The sequence below is a fragment of the Actinokineospora alba genome (assembly GCF_004362515.1).
Taxonomy (GTDB): domain Bacteria; phylum Actinomycetota; class Actinomycetes; order Mycobacteriales; family Pseudonocardiaceae; genus Actinokineospora; species Actinokineospora alba.
In genome coordinates this window covers 1,876,143-1,900,393 of the sequence record NZ_SNXU01000001.1, presented here as the reverse complement: position 1 = coordinate 1,900,393, position 24,251 = coordinate 1,876,143, and the positions used below count along the sequence as shown (strand labels likewise).

At 67.5% G+C, this 24,251-nt stretch carries 29 protein-coding genes and 1 tRNA gene; 23 read left to right on the top strand and 7 right to left on the bottom strand.

What is annotated here, in order from left to right:
* The first annotated feature begins 43 nt into the window (after window positions 1–43).
* Window positions 44–343, top strand: coding sequence for a CPCC family cysteine-rich protein (locus C8E96_RS34595; protein WP_091380332.1), 300 nt, complete (start codon window positions 44–46; stop codon window positions 341–343).
* A 282-nt stretch (window positions 344–625) separates the two neighbouring features.
* On the opposite strand, the gene C8E96_RS09085 is transcribed toward C8E96_RS34595, so the two are convergent.
* From C8E96_RS09085 to C8E96_RS09075, 3 genes are all read right to left on the bottom strand, one after another.
* Complete coding sequence (locus C8E96_RS09085) at window positions 626–955, bottom strand: hypothetical protein (protein WP_091380335.1); 330 nt, start codon at window positions 953–955, stop codon at window positions 626–628.
* A 443-nt stretch (window positions 956–1,398) separates the two neighbouring features.
* The gene (locus C8E96_RS09080; protein ID WP_228770100.1) at window positions 1,399–1,797 is read right to left on the bottom strand and encodes a hypothetical protein; all 399 of its coding nucleotides are present in this window, start codon (window positions 1,795–1,797) and stop codon (window positions 1,399–1,401) included.
* Between the two features lie 145 nt (window positions 1,798–1,942).
* Window positions 1,943–2,797, bottom strand: a complete 855-nt coding sequence (locus C8E96_RS09075) for a GntR family transcriptional regulator (protein ID WP_091380341.1) — start codon at window positions 2,795–2,797, stop codon at window positions 1,943–1,945.
* 196 nt (window positions 2,798–2,993) lie between these two features.
* On the opposite strand from C8E96_RS09075, the gene C8E96_RS09070 reads away from it, so the two are divergent.
* The 15 genes from C8E96_RS09070 to C8E96_RS09015 all read left to right on the top strand — a co-directional run bounded on the left by C8E96_RS09070 (window position 2,994) and on the right by C8E96_RS09015 (window position 13,431).
* Window positions 2,994–3,245, top strand: coding sequence for a hypothetical protein (locus tag C8E96_RS09070; protein WP_091380344.1), 252 nt, complete (start codon window positions 2,994–2,996; stop codon window positions 3,243–3,245).
* Window positions 3,245–3,907 carry an HNH endonuclease family protein gene (locus C8E96_RS09065; RefSeq protein WP_091380347.1) on the top strand — a complete coding sequence of 221 codons (663 nt, stop codon included), beginning with the start codon at window positions 3,245–3,247 and terminating at the stop codon, window positions 3,905–3,907. Before C8E96_RS09070 ends, C8E96_RS09065 begins: the two co-directional genes overlap by 1 nt.
* A complete protein-coding gene (locus tag C8E96_RS09060) occupies window positions 3,904–4,434 on the top strand; it encodes a hypothetical protein (RefSeq protein WP_091380351.1) in 531 nt (176 codons plus the stop codon). Before C8E96_RS09065 ends, C8E96_RS09060 begins: the two co-directional genes overlap by 4 nt.
* Entirely contained in the window at window positions 4,434–4,877 is a 444-nt protein-coding gene (locus C8E96_RS09055; RefSeq protein ID WP_228770101.1) for an RRQRL motif-containing zinc-binding protein, read from the top strand. Before C8E96_RS09060 ends, C8E96_RS09055 begins: the two co-directional genes overlap by 1 nt.
* Window positions 4,874–5,032, top strand: coding sequence for a hypothetical protein (locus tag C8E96_RS33165; RefSeq protein WP_166657929.1), 159 nt, complete (start codon window positions 4,874–4,876; stop codon window positions 5,030–5,032). Before C8E96_RS09055 ends, C8E96_RS33165 begins: the two co-directional genes overlap by 4 nt.
* 23 nt (window positions 5,033–5,055) lie before the next feature.
* On the top strand, window positions 5,056–5,463 hold the full coding sequence (locus C8E96_RS09050) for a hypothetical protein (protein WP_091380354.1): 408 nt from the start codon (window positions 5,056–5,058) through the stop codon (window positions 5,461–5,463).
* Window positions 5,463–5,636, top strand: a complete 174-nt coding sequence (locus C8E96_RS33160) for a hypothetical protein (RefSeq protein ID WP_166657928.1) — start codon at window positions 5,463–5,465, stop codon at window positions 5,634–5,636. Before C8E96_RS09050 ends, C8E96_RS33160 begins: the two co-directional genes overlap by 1 nt.
* Window positions 5,636–5,797, top strand: coding sequence for a hypothetical protein (locus C8E96_RS33155; protein ID WP_166657927.1), 162 nt, complete (start codon window positions 5,636–5,638; stop codon window positions 5,795–5,797). The genes C8E96_RS33160 and C8E96_RS33155 overlap by 1 nt, the downstream gene beginning before the upstream one ends.
* Entirely contained in the window at window positions 5,794–6,717 is a 924-nt protein-coding gene (locus C8E96_RS09045; protein ID WP_091380357.1) for a hypothetical protein, read from the top strand. Before C8E96_RS33155 ends, C8E96_RS09045 begins: the two co-directional genes overlap by 4 nt.
* On the top strand, window positions 6,717–8,948 hold the full coding sequence (locus C8E96_RS09040; RefSeq protein WP_091380360.1) for an FtsK/SpoIIIE domain-containing protein: 2,232 nt from the start codon (window positions 6,717–6,719) through the stop codon (window positions 8,946–8,948). Before C8E96_RS09045 ends, C8E96_RS09040 begins: the two co-directional genes overlap by 1 nt.
* A gap of 213 nt (window positions 8,949–9,161) precedes the next feature.
* Complete coding sequence (locus tag C8E96_RS09035) at window positions 9,162–9,671, top strand: hypothetical protein (protein WP_091380363.1); 510 nt, start codon at window positions 9,162–9,164, stop codon at window positions 9,669–9,671.
* Window positions 9,668–10,636, top strand: a complete 969-nt coding sequence (locus C8E96_RS09030; RefSeq protein WP_133794282.1) for a DNA cytosine methyltransferase — start codon at window positions 9,668–9,670, stop codon at window positions 10,634–10,636. Before C8E96_RS09035 ends, C8E96_RS09030 begins: the two co-directional genes overlap by 4 nt.
* Window positions 10,633–11,820 carry a DUF3631 domain-containing protein gene (locus C8E96_RS09025; protein ID WP_091380366.1) on the top strand — a complete coding sequence of 396 codons (1,188 nt, stop codon included), beginning with the start codon at window positions 10,633–10,635 and terminating at the stop codon, window positions 11,818–11,820. Before C8E96_RS09030 ends, C8E96_RS09025 begins: the two co-directional genes overlap by 4 nt.
* Entirely contained in the window at window positions 11,817–12,113 is a 297-nt protein-coding gene (locus C8E96_RS09020; RefSeq protein ID WP_091380369.1) for an excisionase family DNA-binding protein, read from the top strand. The genes C8E96_RS09025 and C8E96_RS09020 overlap by 4 nt, the downstream gene beginning before the upstream one ends.
* A gap of 10 nt (window positions 12,114–12,123) precedes the next feature.
* Window positions 12,124–13,431: a tyrosine-type recombinase/integrase gene (locus C8E96_RS09015; RefSeq protein WP_091380372.1), complete on the top strand. Its 1,308-nt coding sequence runs from the start codon at window positions 12,124–12,126 to the stop codon at window positions 13,429–13,431.
* A gap of 77 nt (window positions 13,432–13,508) precedes the next feature.
* Here C8E96_RS09015 and C8E96_RS09010 read toward each other — a convergent pair.
* Window positions 13,509–13,593, bottom strand: a tRNA-Ser gene (locus C8E96_RS09010).
* A 38-nt stretch (window positions 13,594–13,631) separates the two neighbouring features.
* Window positions 13,632–14,057, bottom strand: a complete 426-nt coding sequence (locus tag C8E96_RS09005; protein WP_091380631.1) for a MarR family winged helix-turn-helix transcriptional regulator — start codon at window positions 14,055–14,057, stop codon at window positions 13,632–13,634.
* A 702-nt stretch (window positions 14,058–14,759) separates the two neighbouring features.
* Here C8E96_RS09005 and ypfJ point away from each other — a divergent pair.
* Window positions 14,760–15,674, top strand: coding sequence for a KPN_02809 family neutral zinc metallopeptidase (gene ypfJ / locus C8E96_RS09000; RefSeq protein WP_091380375.1), 915 nt, complete (start codon window positions 14,760–14,762; stop codon window positions 15,672–15,674).
* 67 nt (window positions 15,675–15,741) lie between these two features.
* Here the strand turns inward: ypfJ and C8E96_RS08995 are convergent, their stop codons facing one another.
* The gene (locus tag C8E96_RS08995) at window positions 15,742–17,334 is read right to left on the bottom strand and encodes a M28 family metallopeptidase (RefSeq protein WP_091380635.1); all 1,593 of its coding nucleotides are present in this window, start codon (window positions 17,332–17,334) and stop codon (window positions 15,742–15,744) included.
* Between the two features lie 199 nt (window positions 17,335–17,533).
* Between C8E96_RS08995 and C8E96_RS08990 the strand changes: the two genes are divergently transcribed.
* A complete protein-coding gene (locus C8E96_RS08990; protein ID WP_091380378.1) occupies window positions 17,534–18,496 on the top strand; it encodes an NAD(P)H-quinone oxidoreductase in 963 nt (320 codons plus the stop codon).
* A gap of 217 nt (window positions 18,497–18,713) precedes the next feature.
* Here the strand turns inward: C8E96_RS08990 and C8E96_RS08985 are convergent, their stop codons facing one another.
* Window positions 18,714–19,916, bottom strand: a complete 1,203-nt coding sequence (locus tag C8E96_RS08985) for a cysteine desulfurase-like protein (RefSeq protein ID WP_091380381.1) — start codon at window positions 19,914–19,916, stop codon at window positions 18,714–18,716.
* A 149-nt stretch (window positions 19,917–20,065) separates the two neighbouring features.
* On the opposite strand from C8E96_RS08985, the gene C8E96_RS08980 reads away from it, so the two are divergent.
* The 5 genes from C8E96_RS08980 to glfT1 are packed head-to-tail and all read left to right on the top strand — an operon-like array spanning window position 20,066 to window position 24,165.
* Window positions 20,066–20,644, top strand: coding sequence for a bacterial proteasome activator family protein (locus tag C8E96_RS08980; protein WP_407642671.1), 579 nt, complete (start codon window positions 20,066–20,068; stop codon window positions 20,642–20,644).
* Window positions 20,645–20,657: 13 nt separating this feature from the next.
* Window positions 20,658–21,512, top strand: coding sequence for a class I SAM-dependent methyltransferase (locus tag C8E96_RS08975; RefSeq protein ID WP_091380383.1), 855 nt, complete (start codon window positions 20,658–20,660; stop codon window positions 21,510–21,512).
* Window positions 21,513–21,544: 32 nt separating this feature from the next.
* Window positions 21,545–22,456: a galactan export ABC transporter permease subunit Wzm/RfbD gene (gene wzm / locus C8E96_RS08970; protein ID WP_228770102.1), complete on the top strand. Its 912-nt coding sequence runs from the start codon at window positions 21,545–21,547 to the stop codon at window positions 22,454–22,456.
* 15 nt (window positions 22,457–22,471) lie between these two features.
* Window positions 22,472–23,263 carry a galactan export ABC transporter ATP-binding subunit Wzt/RfbE gene (gene wzt, locus C8E96_RS08965; RefSeq protein WP_091380388.1) on the top strand — a complete coding sequence of 264 codons (792 nt, stop codon included), beginning with the start codon at window positions 22,472–22,474 and terminating at the stop codon, window positions 23,261–23,263.
* The gene (gene glfT1, locus C8E96_RS08960; RefSeq protein ID WP_091380391.1) at window positions 23,260–24,165 is read left to right on the top strand and encodes a galactofuranosyltransferase GlfT1; all 906 of its coding nucleotides are present in this window, start codon (window positions 23,260–23,262) and stop codon (window positions 24,163–24,165) included. The genes wzt and glfT1 overlap by 4 nt, the downstream gene beginning before the upstream one ends.
* Window positions 24,166–24,251 lie beyond the last annotated feature (86 nt).

Here is a 24,251-nt window from a genome sequence, read left to right as displayed (position 1 = left end):
ACCGTCCTAATGGAACGGTTGGCAGAGGGCCCACTGTGCGACGATGAGTGACGTGCTTACCCCGTTTGTCAACGTCTTCCGTGACGCCACCTGCGGTCCGCATGCGTGCCCGTGCTGCGGCTTCTTGACGCTGGGAGAGCGGGGCGGATACGAGATCTGCTCTGTGTGTTTCTGGGAAGACGACGGCCAAGACGATCACGACGCCGACAGTGTCCGTGGTGGCCCCAACGGATCGCTTAGTCTCACCAAAGCGCGTCGCAACTACGCGACGATCGGCGCTTGCGACGCGAAGAGCTTGCGCCACGTTCGCCCACCCACCACGGACGAACATCCCTTTCGGTAGTTGCTGCCGATCATGCGCGTTCCTACACCCGTTGCTACACAGAAGGGGTGTCGACCATCCACTTGGAGGTCGACACCCCTTCTTCAGCTGCGGAGGCGGAGGGATTTGAACCCCCGGACGGTTGCCCGTCTTCCGCTTTCAAGTTCTAGGCATGCACCACCGGGACCCTTCATCCGGGACCAAAACGCCTGCTCAGGGCTGACATGAAAGGCGCCCGACCTCCCACACTCCCCCGTGAATGAGACCTCAATTGAGACCCAATCTGAGACCCGAGGTCCACGGTCACTGAGTCGCGTCCCGCCCGTCATCGCGCGGCGCAAGGGCATATCCGGGGACAAGCTGGTCGGTCAGCCAGACGCTTTCCCGTCGCCCGTCGGCGTAACGGACCTCGTAGTTGACCACGCCGAGCCACTCCCCCGTTGAAGCCCGGAACCAGCCATGCACGAAACCCGGCACGGTCCCGGACATCAGCAAGCCGTCGGCGACGGCCACCGAGGGCACGCCTGAGCGAGGCACGCAGATCGCATCCAGGCGCACCCAAGCCGGAGTCAGTTCCGGCGTCGTCCCGTGTAGACGGTCTCCTATCAACCGGGTGTACGGGGTGTTCAGCATGAGACAATCCTAGAACGTTTGTTCGATGATTTGGCATGGGTGGGGTAGCCGTCCCAGCCGTCCCAGGCGTCCCATCGCAGATCAGCCCTGGGACGGCTCGGGCACGTGGGACGGCTCAAGCCGTCCCACGAGCTACACCGATCTCGCGATGCCCTGTGTTTCGACGGGGGGATAGTGACGGAAGCCCCGCAGGCAAATGTGCCCTCTGACCTGGGGTTTTCCGTCTCAGACCGCCGCAGGGTTTTCGTCATTGAGCCGTGCCGAAAGCCACCAGGACGCCTGGTTACCAACCCTCGAAGTTAACGGTGAGTGGTCCCGCAAGACCGTTGGGACGGCTTGAGCCGTCCCACGTGCCCGAGCCGTCCCAGGGCTGACCTGCGATGGGACGCCTGGGACGGCTGGGACGGCTACCCCACCGAGTCAAACTAGATCACGAACAGCAACTATCGCGACTCGCCAGTCATCTTCTGCATAAGGTCATCGATCGCGCGGGCGGCATCCATGGCCGAAGTCACGCCGGTATCGATTGCAAGGTCAGACCAGGGCAACGGTCCTGTGGTGTCCCATGCCGCCAGTCGCGCATCCACGTCACCAGTCCCCCGTTCTATGACACGCTCCAGGGCGATTTCCCGCGAACACCAGAGGGAAACGACAAGCCATTTGGTTCCCGGAACTGCCGATAGCACTGCCGGGACAGCCTCGGATTGTCCTAAATGAACTATCGGGATAGAGGTCAAGAGCGACGATTTTAGACCATCACGGTCTATCACATAGAGCGCATCGTATCGAACGTTCTCCCATATCAGGCCGCCCATACGGCGAACGTTTTCCACGTCGACCATAGTCGCCATTCGATAACCAGCCGTCCGCCCGCCCCCCACTTTGAGGCGAGCGAATAGTCGATATCGCGAGTCGATTGCTTCAAGGCAGGACGAAACCGTGTCTTTGCCCGCCGCTGGCGGACCGTATAGGACCAAACCGTATGAGCTATCCATCCTTCTCCAAGACCGCCGCCAAGAACTTGCGAGCCTGAACCTGCAACGGTTCGCCAGAAGTACGGTTGTCGATCACGGTGTGCGGGATCTCCGGCCGAAAGTCCACGTCGACGCCCGCCATATACGCAGACCAATCGGCTAGTTTGACGCTGTCCCTAGCCGCGCCACGGTGCCGGACGTATGTATGCATCGTTTCGGCGTCGCAATAGACCCAAATGACATGAAGTCGCGCATTCATCGAGGCACAAGTAGCCTCCGTCCGCCTCAGCCATGCGGTGTCTCGAAACTCGCGAATGAATGGTGCGGTAACCAGCGCACTGCTGCCACATTGAACGTTCTCAGTCATCGCAGAGGCTAGCGCTTCATATTCACGAGGTCGAATCTTGGACAGATAGGCGTCCGACTCGCGATCATGCGGCGAGCATCCGATCATCTCAAGCGCCGCCTCGACCACCGGGCGAGTCAGAGTGTCTTTGTCCAACATCGGCCAACCAGTTTCCCTGGCCAGGATTCTTCCCAGTTCGGTCTTTCCGCTTCCCGCGTACCCGCCAATCATCACCACATTGGGCCTGTACGTCCGAAGCTCATTGCCTTGCGCCTGGTCAGGCGCGTTAACAACTCGACCGGCACGCGGCTTGCTGATCACGACCCCTTCATCAATGAGGATCTTCATAGCTTCGTTGATCGTGAACACGCTGACGCCCCAACGCTCGGCAAGCGCGCGGGTGGATGGCAGTGGTTCACGATCACGGAGGACACCTGCAGCGATGTCGTTTCGGATGTTCCGCGCAACCTGCTGGTGGAGCGACTCTGACCGAGGTACGCGAGACCTTCGCGGGTCCGCCATGGCGTGCTCCTCCTGGTGTCGTCTCACGCATTTCTGACCAAGCCTATCAGAGGCATAACAGGCCGTCTTGCCGCGTTTTCGCAGGTGAGCGCCGTTGTCTAGAGAAAGTTTGAGCTAACAGTTGACCTGGTTTCCTAACAACTGTTAGCTTGTGTCCACGGCCACATCGAGTGGCCCAGGACACAAGGGGTTTGACGTGAAGAAGCGCAACAGGAAGGCCGCCGGGAACCACCCGGACAGCCTGAGCCTCGCGGTGATCAACGCTCTGGTTTGGGAGGTTTACGACGAACTGCGGGTCACAGCTCCGGTGGAGCCGACATCCGCGTTGCTGGATGGTTCGGCGTTGGAGCGTCGGCAGCGTCGTGAGGCGCGTCGGGCGTTCAACGCTGTTGTTCGTGCGCTGCCGGTTCGCCGGTCGGTGTTGGTGTCGGACAGCGAGGCCGCGTGATGTCGCGGGGTCGTGTCGCGCTGCTGTGTGTGGCGTTGGTGTCGGTGTCGGCGTGTGTGCCTGCTGCGGGTTCACAGAAGGCTTCACCGGATGCGGCCGGTCTGCTGGCGGCGTTGGGTGAGCCGCGCACCGAGGACACCGGCGCGCACTACGACCGTGACGCTTGGGGCGGTTGGGCTTCCCATGGTGGGGGCTGCAACACCCGTGAAGCGGTGCTCGCGGAGCAGGCCGTGGCGGGCAGCACGTTCAAGCGCGGCAAGGGGTGCACTCCGCTGTGCCCGGTTCCGGCAGGTTCCGCCCCGGTGCCGTGCTGGGTGTCTCTCTATGACGGGGTGTCCGTTGTGGACCCGAACGACTTGCAGGTCGACCACATCGTCCCCGTGAAGGAAGCCAACCGCTCCGGCGCCCGTGGATGGTCGGCTGCGAGGCGCACCGAGTTCTACAACGACCGCACGAATCTGTGGGCGGTCACGGGCAAGTCCAACGGGTCCAAGTCCGACCGGGACCCCGGGAAGTGGAAGCCCGCCGACCGCACGTCGTGGTGCGCCTACGCCACCGCCTACGCCCAGGTGAAGACCAAGTACGCGCTGCACGTCGACCAGGCGGAACGCGCCGGTTTGGTCGCCATGCTGAACACCTGCCCGACCGGTGGTGTCCGATGAGGATCACCACCAACCGGATGAGCAGCGATCACACCCGCCACCACGCCCGCACCGTTCTCGCTGGTGACCCGTACGGGCTGTGGGTGGTGTCCTGGCTGCCGCACCTGCAAGTGACCCGCGACCAAGCCATCACGGCCGTGACCCTGGCCGAGGTTGTCGCCCAGGGTGTAGAGCCGGGGGACCGGTTGTGGCCGGTGATCGTGTCGTGGGCCTCCGAACTGGGGCTGACCGGGCCGGACGCCGTCAACCGGATTGCCGTCGACTGGGACGGTGCCGATGAGCACCTTCCCCCGCGCCACCACCGCCCGGAGGTCGGCGTCGGCGAGCCCCTGACCCGTGACGAACTCGCCAAAGCCATCGACAGGGGCGCGTTCACAAAGCAGAAGGAGCCGCACCCGATGCTCCGAGGGCGCTTCGAGCGGCAGGAGCGGCAGCGGAAAGCACGCGCTATGGCGGACCGACTGTTGTCTCGCCACGTCATCTACGCACGACCAAAAGGACACGGCAGCCCGAACGGGGGCAAGTGATGGCCCGCCAGTTCCCGTGGGTGCTCACCGACGTCGCCTGGTCCCCGGTTCAGGAGTTCACCCGTGGCAAGCACTTGGGCCTGCCGCTGCTGTCCTGGGGGACTGCGCCCCGGCACCTGTTGGCCACGCGCCGCCAGTTGACGGCGATGGGCCTGCGACCGGGCGGCCAGGAACCGGTGGCGTACATGTACTTCCGGTGCCGCCGGGCCTGCAAGCAGGTGTTCGCCGAACTGTTCCTCATCTCTGCAGCGGCGCCGAAGCGCACCGCCACCCCGGCACAGCACACCGCCATCGCCAAGGCCAATCTCGCTCGCCGTATCTGCGGGCAGTGCGGGCGCGACGCCGGTTACGTCGTGCCGCGTGAGCACGGCAAGTGCCACCCCTGCTGGGAAGCAGCCGAGTACGGCACCACCACCACGACCGAATGGGCGGACGCGGCATGAACCACGACCACGACCAGACACCCGGAAGCGACTGCCAGAACTGCGAGTACGAGTTCGGCTACGCACCGCCGAATAGGCGCGCGTCGGACCGCTTGCCTTGTGGCCACTACGAAGACGGCGACTGCAACGACAACTGCGATTGCTACTACGACTGAGAACCGCCCAGGAGGTGAAACCCATGAGCACCAAGCACATCACGCAGATGAGCAACACCCGGACCGGCGGTCACTCCGCCAAGAACGCCCGCCAGTCCGGGGCTCCCAACCACCAGCAGGCAGCCAAGGAGACCCCGATGCTAGCCGCCACGATGACCGCCGACCTGTGGGCGGCGATGTACGAGTCGGAGCGCGACGCGCACCGCACCACCGTGAACTGGGCCGCTGACGTGTCCCTCGACAACTCCCACCTGCGGTTCGAGCTGAACCGCGTCCGTCGTCAGCGGGCCGCCCTGTGGGCGCTGCTGTGCGAGCAGACCCGCACCGTCCGCGCCCTGCGCACCGAGATCGACGAACTCGCCACCGAGTGCGCCACCCAGGAAGACGCCATTGCCGAGCTGCGCCACGAGATCGACGAGAGGAACCACTGATGGGTAAGCGCGACTTCGTCATGCACGTCGAAGCGTCCCGCTCGTTCGTGTTCGGCACCTCGACCACGTTGTGCGGCCTGACTTTCAAGGTCGAGAAAGCGACCCGGGGTGGCCGCATCGACTGCGCCACCTGCAAAGCCTTGAAGGCCGCGAAGAAGCGGGGGAACCACTGATGGCCAATCACGTGCACATCGGCAAGAGGGCGTGGTGGTCGGGGGAGATGACCACGTTGTGCGGGCTGACGTTCCCCAAGGGCAAGAGCACCGCCGTGTCGGTCTTCTGGGGTCGCTGCCCGGCCTGCGCGGCGGCGAAGAAGCGGGGGGCGAAGCTGTGAACACGCAGACGACGAAGACCGCCGACACGTCGAGTGTGGGCAAGCTGCGGGCGGCTGCGGCGAACGCGGCGCAGGTGCGGGCGTTGACCACACACCCGGATGTGGTGGCGCTGCGGGCCGAACGCACCCGCACGGCCGTGGACACCCTGTTCTGGGTGGCGATGGTGCTCGCGTTGGCGTTCACCATGGTCAACGTTCAGCAGTTCGCCGCAGAGGACGCCGCCCCCGGGTCGCTGCCGTGGATCTCGGCATGGCTGCTCGACCCCATGGTGTCCCTGGTCCTGATCGCCGTGCTCCTGGCCGAACAGGTCACCGCCCGATGGCAGGTGAAGACCGGGCCGTGGGTGCGGCGAACCAAAGTGTTCGCGTTCGCCGCCACCTACGTGATGAACACCTGGCAACCGTGGTCGCATCTCGACCCCGCTGGGATCGTGCTGCACTCGGTGCCCCCGGTGATCGTGCTGCTCATCGCTGAGGCCGCCCCGCACGTGCGGGAACGCATCACCGAGGCCGTGCTCATGGCCGCCGCGTCCGCCCGTGGCGACGGGGACGCGGGCGCCCTGGTGGCTTCCGTCACCGAAGGGCAGGAGGCCGCGGTGCTTCCGTCATCGCCGCAGGTCAACCAGGAACCGGCACGTCCGCGCCGGACGGCTACCCGCTCGACTTCCCGCAAGCCCGCGAAGAAGAAGACCGGTCGGTTGTTCCTGGCCGACTACGTGGCGATGGCCCGCGAACACCACACCCCCGGGCACCTGGTGACCCCGGCCTGGGTTCGCGAACACATCCCCGGAATCGGGCGCGCGACGTCCAAGAACGTCGCCGACACGCTCAACACCGAGACGGTCGAGAACACCACCACCGCCGCCTTGGCCGCACACAACCCGACCGTTCCCGCCGCCGCTGAGAGCGAGGCCGCCTGATGTCCACGACCACCACCGCGCTTGGCACACCGGACCCCGAGGAGCAGGACGTGAACGGATCGAACGTGGTGCCCATCCGGCCCGCGACCACACCGGACGCGGTTCCCGCGAACACCCCGGCCACCGGTGACCCGTACATTCCGCCCACGATTGTGGAGGGCGAAGAGGTCACCGACCACGGCGTGTCCGTCGACCCGCCCGCCGTTGCCGAGGACCGTTCGCTGACCGCCCGGATTCAGGGCGCTGTAGCCGGGGGGCAGCGGCCGATCATCGCGCCGTGGCTACGTAGCCGCGATCAGTTCGCCGCGACCGCGAAGTGGGCCGCTCGCAACGCCGCGCACACCACGGCGTTCCACGCGGTGCGGTGCCCGGTGTACGCGGCGAAGGTGGCGTCGCGTTCCCCGCGTGGTGCGTGGCGGCTGACCGTGGCCACGACCCAGTGGGTACGCGACACCGAGAACAAGGCGCTGCGAGAGCGCGCGGCCACCGAGGCCGTCATTCGCGGCAACCCCGAGCTGTACCTGAGGATCAAGCACGACAAGCCCACCGGTCGCCTGCTCGCGGTGGCCGCCGCCTCGGTGGCGTTGACCGCAGGTGTGTTGGTGCTGCTCGGGTACGCGCCCTGGTGGGCACAGTGGCTCGGGTTCGGCACCATCGTCGGGCTGCTCGGGTGGCTCGGCGGCAACCCCGACCGGCCCGTCGTGGGTGGTCGGGCCGTGGTGACCACCAAGGCCCAGAAACTCACCAGCGACATCGTGGTGCGCGCCCTGGCCGCCCTCGGTGTGGCCGAGATCAACAAGGCTGTGGGCAAGGGCGGTAGCGGGATCACCTTCCCCGCGCCGATCTCCCGTGAGGGCAACGGATGGCGCGCGGACGTCGACCTGCCCTACGGGGTCACCGTCTCGGACATCCTGTCCCGCCGTGCCGCGCTCGCCTCGGGTCTGCGCCGCCCGCTGGGGTGTGTGTGGCCCGAGCCCGCCCACGACCAGCACGCCGGGCGCATGGTCCTGTTCGTCTCCGATGTGGACATGTCGCAGGCCAAGCCGAAGCCGTGGCCGCTGGCCCGCACGGGTGCGGCGGACCTGTTCAAGGCCGTGCCGTTCGGCACCGACCAGCGTGGACGCCCGGTGGGCGTGGATCTCATGTACTCGAACATGCTCATCGGGGCGATGCCCGGTGCGGGCAAGACGTTCGCGCTGCGGGTGCTGCTGCTCGCCGCCGCCCTCGACCCCACCGCAGAGCTGCGGTTGTTCGAGCTCAAGGGCTCCGGTGACCTGTCCACTTTGGAGCCGGTTGCCTACCACTACGCCTCCGGCCCGGATGACGAGACCATCGAGCAGACGGTGGTGTCGCTGCGGGAGGTCTACAAGGACCTCGAACGCCGGGCGAAGACCATCAGCAAGTTGCCGCGTGCGCAGTGCCCGGAGAACAAGGTCACCAAGGAACTCGCCGCGAACCGCAAGCTGGGCTTGTTCCCGCTGGTCGTGGCCATCGACGAGTGCCAGGAACTGTTCTCCCACCCCGAATTCGGCAAGGAAGCCGGGGAACTGTGCACCGCGATCATCAAGCGCGGTCGCGCCCTGGGGGTGATCCTGCTGCTGGCCACGCAGCGCCCGGACAAGACCAGCCTCCCCACCGCCGTGTCCGCCAACGTCGGGGTGCGGTTCTGCCTGCGGGTCATGGGACAGCTCGAAAACGACATGATCCTGGGCACGTCGATGTACCAGAACGGCATCAGGGCGACCACGTTCACTCCGAAGGACAAGGGCATCGGCTACATGGTCGGCGCGGCCGACGAACCGCAGATCGCCCGCTCCGCCTACATCGACAACCCCACCGCCGAGAAGATCGTCCTGCGTGCCCGCGCGCTGCGTGAGCAGGCCGGAACCCTTGCCGGACATGCCATCGGTGACGTCTCGCTCGCCGAGGACACCGCACGGGCGAACATCCTCGACGACATCGCCGGGATCTACGCGGCAGGTGAGGACCGGCTGTGGTCCGAAGTGGTCGCCGCCCGCCTGGCCCAGCAGTACCCCGACACCTACCAGGGCGCGACGCCCAACAGCATCGCCGCCGCGCTCAAGCCCTACGGCATCACGCCCCGGCAGGTGCCGATGCGCGACGAGAACGGCGAGGAGCGCAACCGTCGCGGCTACCGGCTCGACGACATCGCTGACGCCATCCTCGCCACGCGCCGAGCCTCTACGGAGCGTAACCACGCGGAGAGCTAGCAGAACGGGGGTGCTAGCACTCGGCAACCGCTAGACCTAGCACCCCCCGCTAGCACCCCACACCCAACCTGACCAGGGCGCTATCAACTAGCAGAACCCCAGGTCAGAGCACCCAAAACACCGCTAACCCCAGGTTCTAGGCCCATCACCAGGGCGCTAGTCCCGACCAACCACGCCCTCATGTCGCTACTCAGCGTGACCAAAGGACTTTCGATGCGAAGCCCCACGATCGACCCGGAAACCATCGTCCTGGGCACCCTCATGCAGGCCACGCCCACCGAAGCCCGCCCCACGCTCACGCGCTTGCACTACCGCGACTTCACCAACCCGAACGCCCGACTCACCTTCGACCTGATGGCCGCGCTCGTCACCGGTGACGTGCCCAGTCTCGACCCCGCGACGCTGCTCGGATTCGCCGAACGGGTCGGCGCGTTCACCGATACCAACCACGCGAACCTGTTGACCCGGTGGGTGTTCAACGCTTTCACCGTCGCCGTTCCTTTGGTGGCGCTCGACTTCCACGTCGCCCGGCTCATCGAGACCGGCTACCGCCGCACGGTCGCCGAACTCGGTACCGCCCTGGTCCAAGCCGCCACCCGGCCGGTGCTCGCCGACCTCGACACTTTCACCGCCCACGTCGCCGCCGAACTCGCCGCACATCGCGCCCGCATCGACGACCAGGCCCCGACGCTGCGCATCGCCCAGGACGGGAGGGCGGCATGAGCGTCGTGACGGTATCCACCGGTGGAAAGCGTCACCGCCCCCGGCTGCTGGACCTGTGCTGCAAGGCCGGTGGCGCGTCCGCCGGATACCACGCGGCTGGGTTCGACGTGGTGGGTGTCGATATCGAACCCCAGCCGCACTACCCGTTCCCGTTCATCCAGGCCGACGCGCTCACCGTCGACCTGTCCGGGTTCGACGTCATCGCCGCATCGCCGCCGTGCCAGGCGTTCAGCCAGGCCACCCCGACACATCGGCGTGACGCTCACCCCGACCTGGTGGCGCCGATTCGGCAACGGCTCATCGACGCGGTGGCCGCGCCGGGAGGGCCGTGGGCGTACGTGATCGAGAACGTGCCCGGTGCTCCGCTGATCGACCCGGTGACGGTGTGCGGCGACACGCTGCGCCTCGGTGTGCGCCGCCACCGGTTGTTCGAGTCGAACGTGTTGCTGTACGGCACCCCGTGCCACCACGACCGGACCGCCGCCGCCGTGCCCGTCTACGGCAGCTACGGCCAACGCAGCGGACGAAAGCCCCTCGACGTCGAGGGGGAAACGTCACCCAGCACTGAGCAGGCCCGCGCGGCGATGGGCATCGATTGGATGCCCTGGCCCGCGCTCACCCAGGCCATCCCGCCCGCGTTCACGTTCTGGCTCGGTGCGCAGCTCATGGCGCAGCGCCCCGATCGGTGTGACGTAAGCACTGCGGGCACCAGGGTGCTTGACCTGGGCTTTTACGGGGAGGAGGCCGCGGTGCTTACGTCACCACGCGGCGAGACGGAAACCACCAGGGCGCTTACGTCACCGCTGAGCTCAGGGCTTCCGTCACCGGTCACCCACCGCGCCTGCCACTGCGGACAACCGCTGAGACGGCCCGAAACCGGGCGCTGGCCACGCCATTGCTCCCACGCCTGCCGTCAAGCCGCCTACCGCGCCCGCCAGCACGCCACCGACCGGAGGTCAGCATGAGCACCGCACCCAGGCCCGACACCATCGGAGCCGAGCTGCTCGACGCCACCCACGCCGCGCTCACCCGGTACGTGATCCTCCCGACCCCGGAAGCCGCCGACGCGGTCACGCTCTGGATCGCCGCCACCCACGCCCAACCCGCCTGGGCACACGCGCCCCGGCTGGTCATCCGGGGACCGGAGAAGCGCTGCGGCAAGTCACGGCTGCTCGATGTCGTGGAGGCCACCTGCCACGACCCGTTCATCACGGTCAACAGCTCGACCGCCGCCGTCTACCGCTCGATCACCGACGACCCGCCCACGATGCTCGTCGACGAAGCCGACACGATCTTCGGGCCGAAGGCGGACGGCAACGAGGACCTACGCGGGCTTCTTAACGCCGGACACCAGCGCAACCGCCCGGCCAAGCGCTACGACGCCGCCGCGAACCGTGTGGAGTCCATCCCCACGTTCGCCATGGCTGCCCTGGCTGGGATCGGTGCGATGCCCGACACCATCGAAGACCGCGCCGTGGTCGTGCGAATGCGCCGCCGCGCGCCCGGTGAGTCAGTGGCGCCCTACCGGCACCGCCGCGACCGGCCCAACCTGCAAGACCTCCGCATCGCGCTTTACGGGTGGCTGCGCGGCATCCTGGCCAGTCTCGAATCGGCCGAACCCGTGATGCCCGTGGAAGACCGCGCCGCCGACACCTGGGAACCGTTGGTCATCGTCGCCGACCACGCCGGGGGCACCTGGCCGGAACGTGCCCGCGCCGCCGTCCTGGCGCTCACGGCCGAAGCCGCCGACAACACCGAGCAGTCCGACCGCATGCGGCTTCTCGTCGACTGCCACGCCGCGTTCGGACGTGACGCCGCTCTACCCACCGCCCTGATGCTCGAACGCCTCAAGGGCGACCCAGAAGCGCCTTGGGCCACCCACGGCCCTATCGGGCTCACCGCCGCGAAGCTCGGTGCGCTCTTGCGCGAGTACGACATCCGATCCAGCAACGTCCGCTTCCCGAACGGCACCCAGGCCAAGGGCTACCAGCGTGCCCACTTCACCGACGCATGGGCGCGCTACTGCCCCGACCTGCCCGCGACGCTCGAAAGGGTCCCGACCATCCCGACCGATCAGCCCGAGCCCACACAGCCGATCCGGGAGGCCGGAAACCGGACCCTGCGACCGATTGCAGGAGGTGCCGCATGACCACCGCAGACCGCGCCGACGTCCGCGCGCTCATAGCTCAGCTTCTCGAAGCCATCACCGAGCCGCGTCAGCCGGAAACCCCTGCGCCGCAATCCATGCCGGAACGGGTTTTGTTCACCGTCGAAGAGGCCGCCGCCCAACTCGGCATCGGAAAGACCCTCACGTGGCGATTGGTAGGCACCGGAGAACTCGACTCCGTACGCATCGGCCGCCTTAGGCGCGTGCCAAAGGCCGCGATCGCTGCATACGCCGCGCGACTCATCGCCGACCAAACCGGCCCCACCGCAGCCTGAAGGGAAAGCCATGGTGCGCAAGAAGAAGAACACTCGCAATCCCAACGGTCGATCCTCGATCTACTTCGGTGCTGACGGCTACTGGCACGGCCGAGTCACGATGGGCGTAAAGGACGACGGTTCGACAGATCGTCGTCACGTCAAGCGCAAAGAGCATGACGACGTAGTCCAAGAGGTCCAGAAGCTGGAGCGGCAACGGGACGGAGGCGTGGTCAAGAAGTCGGGCGCTGCTCCCACTGTCGCCGAATGGTTGACGCACTGGGTGGAGAACATCTCCGCGCCGACCGTCCGCTACCGCACCATCCAGGGCTACCGAATCGACGTCTACAACCACCTCATCCCGCGAATCGGCAAGCACCGAATGGACAAGATCGAGCCGGAACACTTCGAGAAGGTCTACGCCGCACTGATCAAGGCAGGCAACAAGCCCGGAATGGCTCACCACGTCCACCGAACCGCGCGCATCGCGTTCGGCGAAGCACGTCGACGCAAGGTGATCACCGAACAACCTTTTGATCTTGTGAAACCGCCAAGGCTTGACGAAGAGGAAGTAGAGCCGTTCGAGCCGGAAGAGATCCAAGCGCTCATGGCAGCGGCCATGAACCGACGCAACGGTGTGCGGTTCATCCTCGCGCTTGCCCTTGGCACAAGGAAGGGCGAGACACTCGGATTCAAATGGTCTCGACTCAACAAGACCACCAAGCTATTGCGCGTCAGCAAACAGCGGCAGCGACACACGTACGAACACGGATGCATCAACCCGGCCCGATGCGCCGAGCCTCACCACAAGACCGAGCCCTGCAAGGAGACCTGCAAGCGCCACAAGAACTGCCCGCCGCCGTGTCGCCCGGACTGCGTCAAGCACGCCATGCACTGTCCGCAGCGCGTGGGCGGCGTAATGGAGGTGGACGTGAAATCGAAGGCCGGTCGCCGTGGCATCCGGCTTCCCGATGCGTTGTTCGACCTGTTGATCGCACACAAAGAGGTGCAGGACAAGGAAAGGGAGATCGCCGCTGACCTGTGGCACGACGAAGACTTCATGTTCGCCCAGCCCAACGGCAAGGCCATCGACCCCCGGACCGACCACAACGACTGGAAGGCGCTACTCGCCGAGGCCGACGTGCGTGACGCCCGTCTGCACGACGCCCGACACACGGCCGCGACGGTGCTGCTGCTGCTCGGTGTGCCTGAACGCGCGGTCATGGACCTCATGGGGTGGTCCAACGCGACCATGGCGCAGCGCTACCAGCACGTGACGGCCGCCCTGCGGAACGACATCGCAGCGCAGCTCAACGGCTTCCTGTGGAAGCCCAAATGAGACCCCGACTGAGACCCTGACAGCAGCAAGGGCACGCCACACGGCGTGCCCTTGCTGCGTTTCTGCTGGTCAAAGAGCGGAGGCGGAGGGATTTGAACCCCCGGACGGTTGCCCGTCTTCCGCTTTCAAGGCGGATGCATTCGGCCGCTCTGCCACGCCTCCCTGCCCGGTCAGCCTAACGAAGGCGACAACCGGGTTCCTCACCCCTGGTCAAGATGCTCGATCACGCGCTCGAACAGGGCGGCGACGACCTTTTGTTCCTCGGGGGTCATCAGGTCCACGAGGTGCGCTCGGACGCCTTCGACGTGGGTGGGGGCGGCCGCCCGGAGGGTGTCCATGCCCTTCTGCGTCAGCTCCGCGATGACGCCCCGGGCGTCGTCGGGGCATTCGACGCGTTTGACGAGGCCGAGTTTTTCCATGCGGGAGATCTGGTGGGAGAGCCTGCTCTTGGACGACGCGACCTGGCCCGCCAGGTGGCTCATCCGCATCTGCCACCCGTCGCACTCGGAGAGGCGGACCAGGACCTCGTAGTCCGGCAGGGCGATGCCCTCGCTCTCCTGCAGTTCGCGGCTGAGCCGCTGACGCAGCAGTTCGCTGCCGATGACGTACGCGCGCCAGGAGCGCATCTCGTCGGGCTGCAGCCAGCGGGGTTCAGGTGTCACGGGCCCAAGGTTACGGCCAAACCGGCGCCGGCCAATGTTCTTCGCGTTTTCACGCCATGCCAGTTCGGTCACTCATCCGTGGCGCCGCTTGTGGGTGTGTCCACAACGGAACGCGGGCGGTCCGTTCCGGACAGTGAGGGTGAATTTCACCAGTTCAGGACCCGTGAGGGGGTTGTCAGCCGAGGGTGATGGGAGCAACATGGGAAGGGAGACGGCTGGCCCGAGTGGACCCGAGCGCTAGGCCGAACGCGCTGGTCGCCGTGCCTGCCGAGGAAGGATAGGTGGTGCCGTGGCGGAGCAGCTATCCCCAGTAGTGGCCGGCGGCACGCCGCGACCCCGCGGCTGAGGCGACAGCATCGACCCAGCTGTGATTGTGAGCGGCGGATTCACCGGGTTCGAGAGTGCCCATGCGTGACACGCATCCGGATGGCACCTCGACGCTGTTGAACCCTGCGTCGGACGTGTCTCCAGACCGTTCGGCAGGGCTCCACGCCAACCGGCGAGGCGGCGGCCACTACATCAGCGGTAACACCTGGGTGCGGCAGCCCGACGGCGCCGCACCCAGGCGCATGTCCGGCCAGCCGTGGGCCGGGGACCTGGTTATCGTTTGCCCCGACAATGCCAACGGGGGCGGGTGCCCCCGACCGTCGGACGCGGAGTGGGCCTGTGGAGTTCAATGACGACGTAGCCCTGGATACCTCCCAGGTGCAGGACATGCGCGGCTCCGGCGGCGGTGGCGTCGGGAGCCGGGTCGCCCTCGGCGGCGGTGGGCTCGGGATCGTGGGCATGATCTTGTATTTCCTGCTCTCCCAGCTCGGCGGTGTCCCGCAGGGCTCCCCCATCAGCACCCGTGACGTCGGCGAAGGCCAGACGGTGTCGAACTCCGACCTCTCCAAGGAGTGCCGGACCGGCAAGGACGCCAACACCAACTCCGACTGCGCGCTGGTCGCGATCATCAACTCGATCCAGGGCTACTGGACCGACGCGTTCGCCCGGTCCGGCAGCACGTACCAGGCCGCGCCGACGAACTTCTTCACCGGTGGGGTCAACACCGCCTGCGGCAGCGCGACCTCCGACGTCGGCCCGTTCTACTGCCCGGGCGACCAGGAGATCTACATCGACCTGGCGTTCTTCAAGGAACTCCAGTCCCGCTTCGGCGCGCAGGGCGGCACGTTCGCCGAGGCCTACGTCATCGCCCACGAGTACGGCCACCACGTGCAGACGCTGCTGGGCACCTCGGACAAGGTGAAGCGCGGGACCGGGCCGACGTCGGACGCGGTGCGCCTGGAGCTGCAGGCCGACTGCTACGCGGGTGTGTGGGCCAACCACGCCACCAGCGTGCCCACCTCGAGCGGCAAGCCGCTGATCAAGTCGATCTCCCAGGACGACGTCAACCGCGCGCTCGACGTGGCCGCGCGGATCGGTGACGACTTCATCCAGGAGAACCTGGGCAGCGGGCAGGTCGACGAGAGCCAGTTCTCCCACGGCTCGTCGAAGCAGCGTGAGCGCTGGTTCACCACCGGGCTCAACACCGGCGACCCCGCCCAGTGCGACACGTTCAGCGCGCGCGACCTGGGCTGAGAGCCAAGAACGAGAGAACCCCCGCGGCACGTGGCCGCGGGGGTTCTCTCGTTCTACGAGCTACTGCTTACGCGGCCGGACGGTCCACGTGGATGCAGCCGACCACGTCGGTGCCCGCGGCCTTGGCGGCCTGAGCGTCCTCGTTGGCCATCTGCATGCGCATCATCCGGGTCTGAGCGGCCCGGGTCTCCGCACGCTGAACGCGCGGCGGGATGCCGTTGATCTCCTCGGTGCTGACCGCGTACGAGGCGGTCACCCAGGCGATCGCGTCGGAGTTGCGGTCGAGCGCGACGCGGTCGATGTTGCCGAGGTTGTCGCACTTCTGGTGGTAGCACTTGTCGTAGGCGACGTTGGCCTGGCCACCCCACAGGTCAGCCTGGGCCTGGGTCTTGATGCCCTCGGCGCCGGTGAACAGACCACCGGCCGGGATGCCGACCGCGATGAAGCGGCCGTAGTCCGAACGACCCGAGAAGTCCGTGCCCTGGGTCGGGGTGCCGGTGGCGCCCAGGAAGTCGACGAACGCCTTCTCGATCTGGGCCGAGCCGTAGGGGCCCGCGCCCGCGCCGGTCGCGTCGGAGTCATCGCCGTCGTAGACGAAGTACGCCGCGTTCGGCGAGGCGATCATGTCGTAGTTCAGGTACAGCGCGATGTCGACCTGCTGCTCGAAGGTGAGCGAGTCGACGTACTTGGTCGAGCCGATCAGGCCCAGCTCCTCGGCGCTCCACCAGGCGAAGCGGACCGCGTTGCTGACCCGCGGCGAGCCACCCATCTGCAGGGCGGTCTCGAGCAGACCCGCGGAACCCGAGCCGTTGTCGTTGATGCCGGGGCCCTGGATGACGCTGTCGAGGTGCGCGCCCGCCATGACCACGTTGTCCTTGCGGCCGGTCTTGGTCTGCGCGATCACGTTGTAGCTCTTGCGCTCCTCACGCAGCGCGCGCAGCTCGAGGGTGGCCGAGCCACCCTTGGCGGCCAGCGCCTCGCCGTCGGCCTTGGTGATGCCGCCGGTGGGCAGCTTCGCCGCGGCCGGGTCACCGAGGGTGCCGTTGAGCGGGCCGTCGGTGTTGTTGTAGATGATCGCGCCGACAGCGCCTGCCTGGGCGGCCACGTCCTGCTTCTGGGCGAACGTGCAGCCACCGCGGGAGACGAGGGCGATCTTGCCGGTCGCGACGATGCCGGTGTAGTCGGCGATCTCGCAGCCGGGGGTGGTGTCGGCGCCGAAGGGCACGACAGCCAGGTCCGCGGTGATGCCGCCGACCGGGGTGGAGAGGCTGTAGGTCATGATCGAGACAGGCACGCCGGCGCCCGCGACCGTCAGCTTCTCCGCGAGGGTCTGCGTGAAGGTGAAGTCGAACTCGTGACGGGAGACGTCGAAGCCGGCCGCCTGAAGCTTCGACTCGACGTACTCAGCCGACTTGGTGTGGCCAGGGGTCCCCGCGGCGCGGATGCCGCCGTTCTGGTCGGCGATGCGCTGCAGCGCGATCAGGTGGCGGTTCACCCCCGATCCGGTGACCTTCTTGACGAGGTTCCGCGCGAGGGCGGGGCCGTCCGGCAGCTCGGCTGACGCGGTCGGCGCCGCCGAGGACGGAATAGTGGTGAACGCAAGCGCGCCGGTTGCCACGAGGATGGCGGCTCCGACGCGGAGCGTCTGACTTTTGGGCATGCAGGTCCCCTTGTTCATGGGTTGGGTGCCAACCGGCGATCGCCCCCGACGCGATCCGATGTTCCGGCGTGCACACCCTCACCTGATTGGCGTCGCTGGTCAATAGCTGTTCATTATCAACTGCGCATAGATTCACCTGGACAGACGAGAAACACCGGCGGCGTCGGCGGTGGGCCGCCCGCGGGATACGGTCGTCCACATGCGAGCGATCACGATCAGCGAGCCCGGCGGCCCGGAAGTCATGCGGTGGACCGAGGTGCCCGACCCCGAACCCGCCGCGGGTGAAGTCCTGGTCCGCGTCGCGGCGACCGCGGTCAACCGTGCCGACCTCTTGCAGCGGAAAGGCTTCTATCCGCCGCCTCCGGGGACGTCGGAAGTGATCGGTCTCGAATGCTCGGGGACCGTCGCCGCGGTGGGCGAAGGGGTCACCGGCTGGCGGGTCGGCGACGCCGTCTGCGCGCTTCTCGCAGGTGGCGGATACGCGGAACTGGTCGCCGTGCCCGCGCCGCAGCTGATGCCGATCCCCGAAGGTATCGAATTGGTGACGGCCGCGGGGCTCCCAGAGGTGTCGTGCACCGTTTGGTCGAACGTCATGCGGACCGCTCGGCTCACCGCGGGCGAAACGCTCCTCGTGCACGGCGGGGCGAGCGGAATCGGGACGCACGCCATTCAAATCGGCAAAGCCATCGGCGCCCGGGTGGCCATTACCGCCGGATCGACCGAACGGGCTATTCAGTGCGGCGAATTGGGGGCCGACGTGGCGCTGAATTATCGCGAGGTGGAATTCGAGAAGGAAGTGACCGCCGACGTCATCCTGGACAACATGGGCGCGAAATACCTCGCCCGCAACGTCGAGGCGCTCAACCGCGGCGGCAGGCTGGTGGTCATCGGCATGCAGGGCGGGGTGAAGGCCGAACTGAACCTGGGCGCCCTCCTGGCGAAGAACGCGTCGGTCACCGCGACGAGCCTGCGGTACCGACCGGTGGCGGAGAAGGGCGAGATCTGCGCGGACGTCGTGGCGAACGTGTGGCCGCTGATCGCTGAGGGGAAGGTGCGGCCGGTGGTGCACGAGGTGCTTCCGATCGAGCGAGTCGGCGACGCGCACCGGATGCTCGACGAGGGTGGCGTGTTCGGGAAGCTCGTCCTCACCGTCGGGGCCTGACCACCAACACTTCGCCGCGACGCCAGCACAAACCCGCCCTTGGCCAGTCGACCAGGCGCGGTGAAATCGGCGCCGACAGACCTCACCAGAGCATCCCCCGCCCACCACCGGGGGGACGGCCCTTGGCCAGTCTATCGGGGGTGGGTGACGGAAAGGGCTTGCGCGGGTGGGGGTGTGGATAACTTGGTGGGGTGTGGATAGAGGCGATACGTGCTGGTCAGGGGCGTAGGGAGGCTACGGCTTCGACTAGTTGGTCGACCTCTACCGAGTTTGTGTAGTGGGCCAGGCCGACCCTGACCGCGCCGCCAACCTCGCCCACCCCCAACGCCGCGAAGACGCCGCTGGGGGCGTCGTCGGCGAAGGCGCAGATGCCGTGGTCGGCCAGGTGGACGACAGCCTCGGTGGCTTTGACGTCGGCGACGGTGAACGCCAGGGTCGGGATCCGCCGCATGGCGTCGCCGATGACCATGACGTGGCGTTGGCCGCGCAGGTCTCCGATCAGCCTGGAGAGCAGGCCTGCCTGGTAGGACTTCGCCGAGCTCAGGGACGTCTGCAGGCGTTCTCGCCGGGTTCCGGTGGCGGCGTCGTCGAGTTCGGCGAGGTAGTCGACCGAGGCGACGAGGCCCGCTAGCAGGGGGTGGGCGTTCTCGCCCAGTTCGAGGCGGGCGGGGCCGAAGGCGCGTGGGTCCAGGGAGCTGGCGGGGAGCCGGTCGATGACCGCCGGGTCCGCGAAGGCCAGGGCGGCGACCGCCGGGCCGCCCCAGGCGTGCGCGGACACCGCCACCACGTCGGCGCCGATGGTGTTGATGTCGATGGGGACGAACGGCGCCGCCGAGGACGCGTCGACCACGACGAAGGCGCCCGCGGCCTTGGACAAGTCGGCGATCTTGTTCAGGTCCGGCCGGGTGCCGACGGCGCCCGATGCCGCGGTGACGGCGACGACCTTCGTGCGGTGCGAGATGAGGTTCTCGTACTGCCAGGCGGGCAGTTCGCAGGTCTCGATGTCGATCTCGGCCCAGCGCACGGTCGCGCCCGCGCGCTGCGCGACCCGCAGCCAAGGGGCCGTGTTGGCCTGGTGGTCGAGCCTGGAAAGGGTGACTTCGTCACCGATGAGCCAGCGTTCGCCGAGGGCCTCGGCGAGGCGGGCGAGCAGGACCGCGGTGTTCGGTCCGAGGACGACTCCGGCCGGGTCGCAGCCGACGAGGTCGGCCACCGCGCGGCGCGCCGCGTCGACGATCGCCTCCGCGCGCTGCGAGGCCGGGAACACCCCGCCCGGGCCCGACACCGGCGCGCGTAAGGCGGTCGAGACGGCGGTCGCCACCTGCTCGGGAACCTGCATACCGGCGGGCGAGTCCAGATGCACCCAGCCGTCACCGAGCGCGGGAAACAGCCCGCGGATTCGCGCGACGTCGAAGGCCATGGGCCACACCGTACGCACGCGGGAGCGCCGACGTTTCGTGGGGAGGCGGAGCGGATACCCTCGCAGACGTGACTTCGGTGGACTCCCCCTGGGAGATGCCCTTCACGCCGATCCCGATCTGGCCCAGGACGGAGCAGATGAGCCATCCCATGAACGCCCGCAGCTCTGCCGACGACAACGCCGAGAACCCAGCCGAGAACACCGAGGACCAGTCCCACACCGTGATGGTGGTGGGCCCGGACGGCTCCCCGCTCGGCGCGGCGCGCATTCCCGAGGCGGGCGGCACTCCCGCCGAGTCGGTCGGCGACATGGTCGAGCAGCCCGCGAAGGTCATGCGGATCGGCACGATGATCAAGCAGCTGCTCGAGGAGGTGCGCGCGGCACCGCTCGACGACGCCAGCCGCAACCGCCTGCGCGAGATCCACAAGCGCTCGATCGCCGAGCTGGAGGACGGTCTGGCGCCCGAGCTGCGCGACGAGCTCGAACGCCTGTCGCTGCCGTTCACCGAGGACGGCACCCCGTCCGACGCCGAACTGCGGATCGCGCAGGCACAGCTGGTCGGGTGGCTGGAAGGCCTGTTCCACGGCATCCAGACCGCGCTGTTCGCCCAGCAGATGGCCGCCAGGGTCCAGTTGGAGCAGATGCGCCGCGGCCTTCCCCCTGGCGTCGGCGGTGGCGCCGAGAGCGCCGACGGCACGCACATCCGAGGCACCGGCCAGTACCTCTGACCCGAGGGGACCGATGTTCGACAAGCTGCGCGCGCGGACCGAGGACATCAAGCGGTCCCTGCGCGCGAAGCTGATGAACGCGGTCGAGGAGGCGGTCACCCGCGGGCAGGCTCGGGAGATCGAGTCGCTGCGCGCGGAGGTCGCCGGGTTGCGCGCGGAACTTCGCGAGCACGCCGACCGCACGGTCGACCGGGTCGCGGAACGGATCGCCGACTTCGAGCACCGCAGTCGCCGCGACCTGTTCTACGCCGCGGAGCGGGAGGCGGCGGCGGACAGCAGCGAGTTCGCCAACGACAACATGGCGGGCGCCGAGCAGTTCGAGCACCCGCACCGAACGCTGGAGCACGCGCTGTCGCTGGCCCCCTCCGGTGGGCTGGCCCTGGAGTTCGGCGTCTTCACCGGGACGACGCTGCGCATCATCGCCGCGGCCCGCGGCGGCGCGGGCGTCTTCGGCTTCGACTCCTTCGAGGGCCTGCCCAGCGACTGGCGGGCGGGCTACCCGGCGGGCGCGTTCGCCACCGACGGGCTGCCGGACGTCCCGGGCGCCGACCTGGTGGTCGGCTGGTTCGACGAGACGCTGCCCGGGTTCCTGGCCGAGCACCCGGGCCCGGTCGACTTCCTGCACGTCGACGCCGACCTCTACAGCTCGGCGAAGACCGTGCTCGACCTCGTGGGGCCGCGGCTGCGGGCGGGCAGCATCGTGGTTTTCGATGAATTCTTCAATTACGCAGGGTGGCGCGAGCACGAGTTCAAAGCGTGGCAGGAGTACGTCGCGGATACGGCCACTGAATTCGAATACACCGCGTACACGATCGACAACGAGCAGGTCGTCGTCCGTGTGACCGGAACCGACTCCCCGGCTGGGTGACTGCCGGGGCGTCGCCGGTAGTCTCGGGATCCGTGCAAGCAACCCTTATCGAGGAGAAGCCCGTGCCCGTGGTGCACGCCGGGCGCACGTTCAGTCGTGCGGTCGAGGATCTGCGACAGGGCTTCGCGCAGCGTGAGCTGTGGGGGCACCTCGGTTGGCAGGACATCAAGCAGCGCTACCGGCGTTCTGTGATCGGTCCGTTGTGGATCACCCTGAGCATGGCCGTGACCGCGGCGGGCCTGGGCGTCCTGTACGCGACACTGTTCGACACCGACATCAAGACGTTCCTGCCCTACCTGACGGTCGGGTTCATCGTCTGGAACTTCATGCTCGGCTGCATGACCGAGGGCGCGGACACCTTCATCTCCAACGAGGGGCTGATCAAGCACCTGCCCGCCCCGCTCACCGTCTACGCGCTGCGCACGGTGTGGCGGCTGGCGCTGATGTTCCTGCACAACCTGCTGGTCTACGTGGTCGTGCTCGCCATCTTCTTCCCGTACCTGGTCCAGGACGGCTACTTCCTGAGCCCGGGTGGTCTGCCGCAGCCCGGTCTCGACTGGACGATCATCAACGCCGTCCCGGCGTTCGTGCTGCTCGCGCTGAACGGCACCTGGGTCGCGCTGCTCTTCGGCATCATCAGCACCCGCTACCGCGACATCCCGCAGGTCATCGGCGCGCTCACGCAGCTGCTGTTCTTCATGACGCCGATCGTGTGGCCGGTGGACCTCATCACCCGCAAGCTGGGCACCAGCGCGGGCTGGATGGTGTGGGTGGCCGAGCTCAACCCGCTCTACCACTTCATCCAGATCATCCGGGCCCCGTTGATCGGCAGCCAGCAGAGCTGGCACCACTGGGCCGTCGTCGGCGGTATCACCATCGTCGGGTGGGCCTTGGCCATGCTCGCGATGCGCAACTACCGTTCGCGTGTTTCCTACTGGGTCTAGGTGAGGCATCCCCACATGGTCAGCATCGAGGTCCAGAACGCCTCCGTCGACTTCCCGATCTTCGACGCGAAGACGCGGTCGCTGAAGAAGGCCGTCCTCGGCAAGGTCGGCGGCAAGATCGGCACGGAGACCAGAGTCCCGATAATCGAAGCGCTGCACGACATCACGCTCACCCTCAATGAGGGCGACCGGGTCGCGCTCGTCGGGCACAACGGCGCGGGCAAGTCGACGCTGCTGCGGCTGCTGTCGGGTATCTACGAGCCCACGCGCGGCACGACCGAGATCAACGGCAAGATCGCTCCCGTGTTCGACCTCGCGGTCGGCATGGACCCGGAGATCTCCGGTCTCGAGAACATCATGATCCGCGGCCTGTTCCTGGGCATGTCGCGCAAGCAGATGGAGGCGCGGGTCGAGGACATCTCCAAGTTCACCGAGCTGGGCGACTACCTGCACCTGCCGCTGCGCACCTACTCCACCGGCATGCGGGTCCGGCTCGCGCTGGGCGTGGTCACCTCGATCGACCCGGAGATCCTGCTGCTCGACGAGGGCATCGGCGCTGTCGACGCGGCGTTCATGGCCAAAGCTCGCGACCGGCTCGTCGACCTGGTACGAAGGTCCGGCATGTTGGTCTTCGCCTCGCACTCGGACGACCTGTTGTTCGAGCTGTGCAACACCGCGATCTGGATGGACGAGGGCCGGGTCAAGATGCACGGCTCGCTGCGTGAGGTCCTGACCGCCTACAAGGGCCACGACCCGTATGACCACATGAGCCAGGAGACCCTGGAAAGGCTGGGCCTGACGCTATGAGCACCGCCGCGCAGTTGCCGCCGGGATCAGTCGTGGCCGTGGTGGTCACCAGGCACCGTCGGGCGCTGCTCGCGGACTCCCTGAAGATGATCGCGGCGCAGAACCGGCCGCCGGAGCACGTCGTCGTCGTCGACAACGGCCCCGACGACCCGGCCCGCGACATCGTCGAATCCTGCGGCGTCCCCACGACGTACCTGGTGTCCCATCGCAACCTCGGCGGCGCGGGCGGCTTCGCCCTGGGCATGCTGCACGCGCTGGCCATGGGCGCGGACTGGCTCTGGCTCGCCGACGACGACGGCCGCCCGGCCGACGAGTCGGTCCTGGGCACCCTGCTCGACGTCGCGGAGAAGCGCGGCCTCGCCGAGGTGTCGCCGGTCGTGACCAACATCGAGGCGCCGGACAAGCTCGCGTTCCCGCTGCGCCGCGGCCTGACGTGGAAGCGCACCGCGGGCGAGCTCGGGCAGGACTTCCTGCCGGGCATCGCGTCGCTGTTCAACGGCGCGCTGTTCCGCGCGGACACCCTCGACGTGGTCGGCGTCCCGGACTACCGGCTGTTCTTCCGCGGCGACGAGGTCGAGGTGCACCGCAGGCTCGTGCGCTCGGGCCTGCCGTTCGGCACCTGCCTGACCGTGTCCTACCTGCACCCGGACGGCTCGGACGAGTTCAAGCCGATGCTCGGCGGCCGGTTCCACGCGCAGGACCCGGACAACGCGATCAAGCGGTACTACACCTACCGCAACCGCGGATACCTGATGTCGCAGCCGGGAATGCGCAAGATCGGGATGCTGGAAGTCCTCCGGTTCGGCATGTACTTCCTCGGCACCAAGCGCGACCCGAAGGCCTTCGTCGAGTGGCTCAAGCTGGTGCGCAAGGGTCGGCAGGAGAAGTTCTTCCGGGCCTGAACTCGTCAGCTGGTGCCGCACCGGTCCGACGTTCCGCGAACTCCTGACGTGGGCCGCTAAACGCAGATACTGTGCGTGTGCTGGGG